The organism is Comamonas denitrificans (assembly GCF_017368815.1).
In the GTDB taxonomy this organism is placed as follows: domain Bacteria; phylum Pseudomonadota; class Gammaproteobacteria; order Burkholderiales; family Burkholderiaceae_C; genus Comamonas; species Comamonas denitrificans.
Genome location: NZ_JAFNME010000058.1, coordinates 1 through 7,587, shown reverse-complemented (window position 1 = coordinate 7,587; position 7,587 = coordinate 1). Strand labels below are relative to the sequence as shown.

7 protein-coding genes and 1 pseudogene are annotated in these 7,587 nt (G+C 54.2%); 6 read left to right on the top strand and 2 right to left on the bottom strand.

Translation table 11 applies throughout. The features are described from left to right. Positions 1–134: 134 nt before the first annotated feature. Positions 135–395: a heavy-metal-associated domain-containing protein gene (locus tag J1777_RS14010; protein ID WP_207576286.1), complete on the top strand. Its 261-nt coding sequence runs from the start codon at positions 135–137 to the stop codon at positions 393–395. A 51-nt stretch (positions 396–446) separates the two neighbouring features. Here the strand turns inward: J1777_RS14010 and J1777_RS14005 are convergent, their stop codons facing one another. Both J1777_RS14005 and J1777_RS14000 read right to left on the bottom strand, forming a co-directional pair. Continuing rightward, complete coding sequence (locus J1777_RS14005) at positions 447–1,838, bottom strand: heavy metal sensor histidine kinase (RefSeq protein ID WP_088166939.1); 1,392 nt, start codon at positions 1,836–1,838, stop codon at positions 447–449. Then, positions 1,839–2,522: a heavy metal response regulator transcription factor gene (locus J1777_RS14000; protein WP_207576285.1), complete on the bottom strand. Its 684-nt coding sequence runs from the start codon at positions 2,520–2,522 to the stop codon at positions 1,839–1,841. A 365-nt stretch (positions 2,523–2,887) separates the two neighbouring features. Here J1777_RS14000 and J1777_RS13995 point away from each other — a divergent pair, with 365 nt between their 5' ends. From J1777_RS13995 to J1777_RS13975, 5 genes and pseudogenes are all read left to right on the top strand, one after another. Beyond that, positions 2,888–4,777, top strand: a complete 1,890-nt coding sequence (locus J1777_RS13995; protein ID WP_207576284.1) for a copper resistance system multicopper oxidase — start codon at positions 2,888–2,890, stop codon at positions 4,775–4,777. Positions 4,778–4,802: 25 nt separating this feature from the next. After that, positions 4,803–5,774 (top strand): copper resistance protein B, encoded by a 972-nt coding sequence (locus J1777_RS13990; protein ID WP_179954953.1) that lies wholly within the window; start codon positions 4,803–4,805, stop codon positions 5,772–5,774. Between the two features lie 111 nt (positions 5,775–5,885). Beyond that, on the top strand, positions 5,886–6,272 hold the full coding sequence (copC, locus tag J1777_RS13985; protein ID WP_207576283.1) for a copper homeostasis periplasmic binding protein CopC: 387 nt from the start codon (positions 5,886–5,888) through the stop codon (positions 6,270–6,272). Positions 6,273–6,276: 4 nt separating this feature from the next. Further along, complete coding sequence (copD, locus tag J1777_RS13980) at positions 6,277–7,203, top strand: copper homeostasis membrane protein CopD (protein ID WP_034398829.1); 927 nt, start codon at positions 6,277–6,279, stop codon at positions 7,201–7,203. Between the two features lie 299 nt (positions 7,204–7,502). Then, positions 7,503–7,587, top strand: a pseudogene (locus J1777_RS13975) (IS5/IS1182 family transposase); the annotation flags it as partial.

Below are 7,587 nucleotides of genomic sequence, written 5' to 3'. Positions count from 1 at the left end.
CAACTACATCGAAATGTTCTATAACCCCAGACGTCGTCATTCCAGTGCTGACGGCCTGCCGCCTGCCGAGTTTGAGCGGCGTCACTTCCTGAGGCTCCAAGGCGTCTAGGAAAGCCTGGGCGATTCACAATGACATGAAATGTGGTGCCTGTGCCGCGCGGATTCAGCGCTCCATTTTGGCAATCGATGATGAAGCAAATATCGGAGTGCATGCGCGCGATAAAACGGTGCAAGTCTCCGGCGATCTGAGCGACACCGACTACATGTTGGCTATCCAGGCCGCTGGATACACTCCAGAATTATTGGCGTTAGCCGAAACCGAGCAGGCAAATGCTGAGGAGCCGCAGTCGAAATGTTGCGGCTCAACTTCAGCAAAGACCTCTTGCTGTGGATAGCGTCTTCCTTCGCTCAATAAAAACCGGTTTTCGATCTGCTTAGGAAGTCGGCTACGGCTTGGGGAATTTCAAGGTGAAGCGAGTTCGTCCATCAGCAGAAGTGGCCGCAATGGAGCCGCCATGGGCTTCAACAATCGCTCTGGTGATCGCCAGCCCCAATCCGCTACCGTCTGAGTCCGGATGTGCCCTGGAAGGGTCAGCTCGATAGAAGCGGTCAAATAACCTGGGCAGGACTTTGGGATCAATGTCCTGCCCTGTGTTTTCCACAGTGACAAGTGTCCAGGGCGCTGAAGTCCCAATGTCGATGGTGACCATGCCAGCCTGCGGCGTATAGCGCAAAGCATTAGATAGCAAATTACTCACAGCACGATGAAACATCAGCCGATCACCATCAACGAGTCCATCACCATTTAACCTCAAATGAATTTGCTTTTCTTCCGCTACAGCCTCATAGAACTCCAGCAATGCATACGCTTCTTGCTGTGCGGAGAACTGTTCCTTGCGCGGTAGGCTCACGCCCCGTTCGGTTTTGGCCAGGAACAACATGTCTGACACCATGCGTGCTAAGCGCTGAAACTCTTCGGCATTAGAGGCAAGAATGTCTCGGTATGTCGCGGCATCACGCTTGGATGCCAGCACTACCTGAGTCTGCGTCAACAGGTTGCTGATGGGCGTACGTAGTTCATGGGCCAAATCAGAAGCGAAATCTGTCAGTCGCTGAAAATCGTCCTGCAATCGATCCAGCATGCGATTGAGCTCATGCGCCAAATCGGCCATTTCTACAGGTACAGCCTCGACCGGCATGCGTTCACTCATCTTCTGTCCCGTCACAACAGCCGCACGTGATTTCATCTCTCGCAGCGGTGCTAGCCCTTGTCGCGCCGCGAGCCAAGACAGAAGTGAGCAAAGCAAAATTGCTGCGATCACATAAATAGCAAAGCTTGTGCGAATTCCGTTGAGGAATTGAATGTGATGCTTGGTGTCTGCTGCGATCACTACCTTTAATGGCGACGGTGCGTAGGCCGGGAGCGTCTCAAAGCTCAAGGTGTGGAATTCTGCATCTGCGTGCCGCCACACCTCAAACGATCCTTCCTTGTCGATAAAAGTCGAATTGCGATCAGGCACTGCAAAGCCAGATGCGGGCGATTGAAATACGGTTTCTCCTTGGGCATCCTTCACTTGGACCTGAAGATCCTCGTGATAGTTCAGTGCCTCATTTAAACGCCAACGAGCATCATCGACCGACTTGGTGTTCTGGAGAATCTTTTCGATCAAATGGCGCTTGTCCTGAAGCGTCATTCGGTCCAATTCCACGAAATGCTTTTCTGTAACGACGAGAAATAGACCGCCTAAACCAAGCACTACGGCTGTCGCAACAACCGTAAAAAAAAGGGCCAAACGACTCGTCAAAGAGAGCTTTCCCTTGCGAATGAGATGCTGCACCTACTCCTCCTCGGGGACTTCAAGCACATAGCCCATTCCCCGTACAGTCTGGATCAGTTTGATCGAATGGCCTTCGTCAATTTTGACTCGCAGACGGCGCATGGCCACCTCGATGACATTGGTGTCACTGTCGAAGTTCATGTCCCATACCTGCGATGCGATCAACGAACGTGGAAGCACTTCACCATGTCGACGCATCAGCAACTCCAAGAGTCCGAACTCTTTGGCCGTGAGGTCAACACGTTTGCCACTGCGAGATACGCGGCGACGCAGTAGGTCTAGCTCGAGATCTGCAACAGTCAGAGTAGTGCCTTCATTGGCCGGATGTCCGCGTCTAAGAATGATGCGAACTCTGGCAAGTAACTCTGCAAACGAAAACGGCTTCACCAGGTAATCATCTGCACCGAGCTCGAGCCCTTTGACGCGATCCTCGACATGGTCCCGTGCAGTAAGGAACAGGACCGGCATATGCAATCCCCGATCACGGAGTGCTTGGAGGACCTGCCAACCATTGAGTCCCGGCAGCATGACATCCAAGATCACCAATGAGTATTCACCTTGCAGAGCCATATGCAAGCCATCTGAACCATTTGGAACCAGATCAGCAATGTATCCAGCCTCGGTTAGTCCTTGGCGCAGGTACTCACCTGTTTTAGGCTCATCCTCGACAATCAAAATCCTCATGTAATCGCTCCGCTGCAGTAGACGCTCGAGAGTGTGCCGAGTTTGACGCCCTCTGACATGAAGATAAGAAAAATGTAATGTTCTTGAAATCCTGGCGATAGAAAGGCTCAACACTGCCTCGTTGTTCCTTCCTGGGCAGTCATCAAGCGTGGCGACCAGAGTGAACCTTCTAGCTGCAACGAAGGCATTTCTGGATAGGAGCCGCCCATCGCACCGAACATGACGTAAGCATTACATGAATGTAATGAATGAGTCACCCCACAGAAATTCAGCAGGCCCTAGCATATTAAACATATCGAGCGCTTGTTGTTTCAGCCAGCGTCGCCGAAAACGAATTTCTTGACAACTCTGGAGGATTTCACCCTATGCCGCGTCGTTCGCCATTTCTTGTTACTCCCTCACAAGGGTTCTCTCGTCGGCGTTTTGTTCAGGGGCTAGCCGCAGGTGGCGTTCTAGCAGGACTGTCGACACAGTCGCTCATGGCCTTCGCCCAACAAGGCGCTACGGTGCGTGGCGCTGCGCCAGTACTGCGTGGCAATGAGTTCGATTTGGTGATCGCCGAGTCCCCGGTGAACTTCACCGGGAAGCCAGGTATGGCGACCACCATCAATGGTTCTCTTCCTGGGCCTACCCTGCGCTGGCGTGAGGGAGAAACTGTGACCATTCGCGTCACGAACAAGCTACGGGAGGCAACTTCTATCCACTGGCACGGCATTATCTTGCCCTATCAGATGGACGGGGTCCCTGGCATTAGCTTTGCTGGCATCCCTCCAGGAGAGACGTTCACTTACCGTTTCAAGGTCCAGCAAAGCGGTTCCTACTGGTATCACTCACATTCAGGCATGCAGGAACTCACCGGCATGTATGGATCGATCATCATCGATCCCGCAGGACCTGAGACTATCCGTTCAGATCGTGACCATGTCGTGCTCTTCTCCGATTGGACTGACGAAGACCCCATGCGCGTTTTCGCAAAGCTCAAGGTTCAGGGCGACTACTACAACTACAACCAACCCACGGTCTTTGATTTCTTCCGTGATGCATCGCGTGATGGCGTGTCAGCGGCATTAGACAAGCGCAAGATGTGGAACGAGATGCGCATGAATCCAACGGATTTAGCCGACCTCTCTTCTGCGACTCTGACCTACCTCGCAAATGGCGTCACACCTGCCGGCAATTGGACAGCTCTTTTCCGTCCGGGCGAGCGTGTCCGACTGCGCATGGTCAACGGGGCGGGCAATACCTTCTATGACGTACGTATTCCGGGTCTGAAGCTCACTGTCGTGCATGTTGACGGCGTCGACGTAGAGCCTGTGACTGTCGATGAATTCCGATTCGGCCCTGGCGAAACAATAGACGTGATTGTCGAGCCACGTGATGACGCCTATACGATCTTTGCTCAGTCGATGGACCGAACAGGCTACGCACGCGCTACGTTAGCAGTGCGCGAAGGACTGCAAGCTCCAGTCCCCGCACTCGATCCCGTCGAATGGCTGGGTATGAGCGACATGATGGGCGCCATGAGCCATGGCACTTCCGGAGCCGACATGGACATGACCGGCATGTCTGGGATCTCTGGGATGTCTGGGATGACGGGCATGGCCGGGATGGCTGGTATGTCGGGGGCAATGGCCGGCATGGATCATGGTGCGATGGGCGGCATGAATCACGGTGGTATGGCAATGGACCATAGTCAGCATGCCATGTCTGCTGGGGGCTTGGCAGTGCCCAGCACCACAGCACGCCATGCTCGCACTGAATATGGCGCGAGAACAGATATGCGAGTCGATATGGCCCGCACCAATCTCGACGATCCCGGTATCGGTCTGCGCAATAACGGCAGACGCGTGCTGACCTTGGCCGATCTACATACACCTTCAGGTCCGATGGACTCGCGCGGTCCTGGACGAGAGGTGGAGTTGCACCTGACGGGCAATATGGAGCGTTATTCCTGGTCTCTTGATGGATTGGAGTTCGGGCAATCAACGCCTGTTCACTTCCGTCACGGCGAGCGTTTGCGGGTCATCCTACACAACGACACCATGATGACTCACCCTATGCACTTGCATGGGATGTGGAGTGAACTGGAGAGCCCTGATGGTCGATTCCTCGCCCGTCGACACACCTTGCCAGTACAGCCTGCGCAACGCATCAGCTTCTTGGTGACGGCAGATGCTCTGGGGCGCTGGGCATGGCATTGCCACCTGATGTTCCACATGGATGCAGGCATGTTCCGCGAAGTCGTAGTATCTTGAACAAACCTCACAAGGAAGATCAAAAATGTCCAAAGCACTCCCTATTCGTGCATTGTCCACTGCGCTCCTCGCTCTGGTGAGTATTGCGGCCCAGGCGCAAAGCGACCATTCATCGCATGGCCAAGCGGATATGCAAATGGAAGCACCGGCAAGCCCTGCCACAACTGCAGCTGATCCACATGCAGGTCATGGTGCTATGACTGGCAGCGCTGCAAGCGGCCCTGCGATGGATCACGGCAGCATGCAGATGCAAGGGGGATCCGCACCTCCAGACGCTCGCGACCCGCATGGGTATTCCAATGGGCTGACCTTGGGATCGGGCGATTACGCGGTGCCTGGCGTCCCGCGCTTGATGCTTGCGGACGAGCATACCTTTGCCTCGCTGCGTGGTGAGACCCTGGAACGCCGTTTTTCACGCAGAGGTGATGATTCAACGGCCTATGACTTGCAAGCATGGTACGGGACCTCATACAACAAAGCTGTCTTGAAGGCAGAAGGTGACGTCGCCAAAGGAAAGCTCGAAGAGTCTCGCACCGAACTGCTATGGAGCCGTGCTGCCACAACCTATTGGGATACACAGCTTGGTCTGCGCTTAGACAACGGCGTGGGACCTAGCCGTCAATGGCTGGCATTTGGTGTACAGGGCCTAGCCCCTTACTGGTTCGAGCTGGAGGCCACAGCCTATGTTGGCAGTGGCGGCAGAACTGCGCTTCGCCTAAATGCAAGCTACGAACTATTGCTGACTCAGCGCCTGATCCTTGAGCCTAGAGCTGAAATGCAGTTTTACGGCAAGGATGATCCAGAGCGCCACATCGGCAAGGGCCTAGCCGAAGCATCTGCGGGCTTGCGACTGCGCTACGAGTTCAGCCGTCAGTTCGCTCCATATATCGGCGTCGAACGTGCGGGCAGTTTCGGGCGAACCGCAGATCTCGTTCGTGCAGACGGCGGCCGTGCTCAACAAACACGATGGGTGGCCGGTGTCCGCTTCTGGTTCTAGCCAGACCAATGTGCACTTCCTCGCTGGCGCGTTCTTGAGGGCGCGCCAACTCCATAGACCCAGATTCGCAATCGATTTTCAAACCACCATCACACTTAGATAGGAGTCCTCATGAACCGCTCAACCCAGGTAGCTAAGTACATCGCACCAATCGCCGCAACTCTGTTCGCTTCTGCAGCATTTGCCCATCCTTCGCTAGTCTCCTCGTCACCTGCGGATAAGTCGCAGGTTGCTGCACCTGCAACGATTGAGCTGAAGTTCTCGGAAACGCTGGTTCCTCAGTTCTCGGCTGCGAACTTGATCATGACGGGCATGCCCGGGATGCCGAACCACGGTGCAATGAAGGTCAGCGCAAGCGTCTCTGGCGCTAGCGATGGCAAAACCATGGTCATTACTCCTGCGCAAGCACTTCAACCCGGTGCCTATCGCGTGGATTGGCGTGCCGTGTCTTCGGACACACACCCGATCAATGGCAATGTCACATTTCAGGTGAAGTAACCAAATGGCCGAGGATTGGTTCACCATCGTTTTGCGCCTCGCGCTTTATCTGGACATGGCTGCAGCTTTTGGCGTCGCCGTGTTCGGCGTCTATGCCCTTGGCCATGACGAGCGATCCTTGGCAATTGCGCGTCGCTATCGAGTTTGCATTGGTGTATTTGCAGCAATCGGGATTGGACTGTCAGTGATTGGCATGACAGTCCTTGCCAAGGCCATGTCCGGTGCTCAAACTTACGCTGAGTTGTCAACGCATATCTTCGAGATGCTGATCACCGGCACTCACATGGGCCTTGCTTGGTGCATTCGTATTCTTGCGCTAGCGCTTTGCATCTTGATTGCCCTAGTGAAGTTCAATCCAACGTTTCGCTTCGTTGCCATGTCCGCATCTAGCGGTGTAGCGCTGGCGACACTGGCCTGGGCTGGTCACGGTGCGATGGACGACGGAATGCGTGGATACGTCCACCTTGCTTCAGATATCTTCCATCTCTGGGCAGCAGGTGCATGGGTCGGCGCGTTACTTGCTTTTTTGATCTTAGCAACAAGTAGGGCAAATGCGACACAGGACACTGTCGCCATATTGAGCCGAACATCAAACGGCTTCGCCCATATCGGAACTCTTATCGTTTTCGTTCTTGCGGCCAGTGGTGTAGTCAACTATGTATTGATCGCAGGGCCTTCGCTTGATCCGCTTGTTTCGACACTCTATGGTCAGTTGCTGCTAGGCAAGCTAGTGCTGGTTCTCGGAATGCTTGCTTTGGCAGCTGCAAATCGGTTCCGGCTTAGTCCAAGTCTGGAGGCATCATTGGGCTCAGGGAATCGCGCGCAAGCAGTCGCTAAGCTACGCCAGAGCCTGTTCATGGAGACAACACTTGCAGTTCTGGTTTTGGCGAGTGTGGCTTGGCTAGGGATTCTTTCCCCAAAAGGAATTTGATCCTCCGAGATCAACCACCGACAGCAGAAGCGGAGCTGCTCTAAGCAGACGTAGACACTGATAGGAAGGGTAAAACGCTTCCGTCGATTCATGCTTGGATGGCGTCCGCGTCATGTAGTCAGACAAAGGCCATCTCAACAAAGAGCTATTTCTTAAATTGAGATGGCCACAAGCAGCGAACTCTGATTGCGCTATCTCAGAATAGGTGGATAGAGTTGTTTTTCGAGCAGATTCTGGCTTGACATTCACATGGTGTAAGAACGTGTTCAAAGTCTCGTCTGATGTGAGAAGCTTGCGAGATGAGAAAAGGTTACCCGAGCGATATCAAGCGCGAGCAGTTCGAAGCGATTCGTCCATTGCTGGAGAGTGCGCGCAGAAAGACGG

What these genes read in the sequence shown, in the direction of transcription:
- J1777_RS14010 (WP_207576286.1), top strand. Translation starts at nt 135, where the DNA reads ATGAAATGTGGTGCCTGTGCCGCGCGGATTCAGCGCTCCATTTTGGCA.
- J1777_RS14000 (WP_207576285.1), bottom strand. Translation starts at nt 2,522, where the DNA reads ATGAGGATTTTGATTGTCGAGGATGAGCCTAAAACAGGTGAGTACCTG.
- J1777_RS13995 (WP_207576284.1), top strand. Translation starts at nt 2,888, where the DNA reads ATGCCGCGTCGTTCGCCATTTCTTGTTACTCCCTCACAAGGGTTCTCT.
- J1777_RS13990 (WP_179954953.1), top strand. Translation starts at nt 4,803, where the DNA reads ATGTCCAAAGCACTCCCTATTCGTGCATTGTCCACTGCGCTCCTCGCT.
- copC (WP_207576283.1), top strand. Translation starts at nt 5,886, where the DNA reads ATGAACCGCTCAACCCAGGTAGCTAAGTACATCGCACCAATCGCCGCA.
- copD (WP_034398829.1), top strand. Translation starts at nt 6,277, where the DNA reads ATGGCCGAGGATTGGTTCACCATCGTTTTGCGCCTCGCGCTTTATCTG.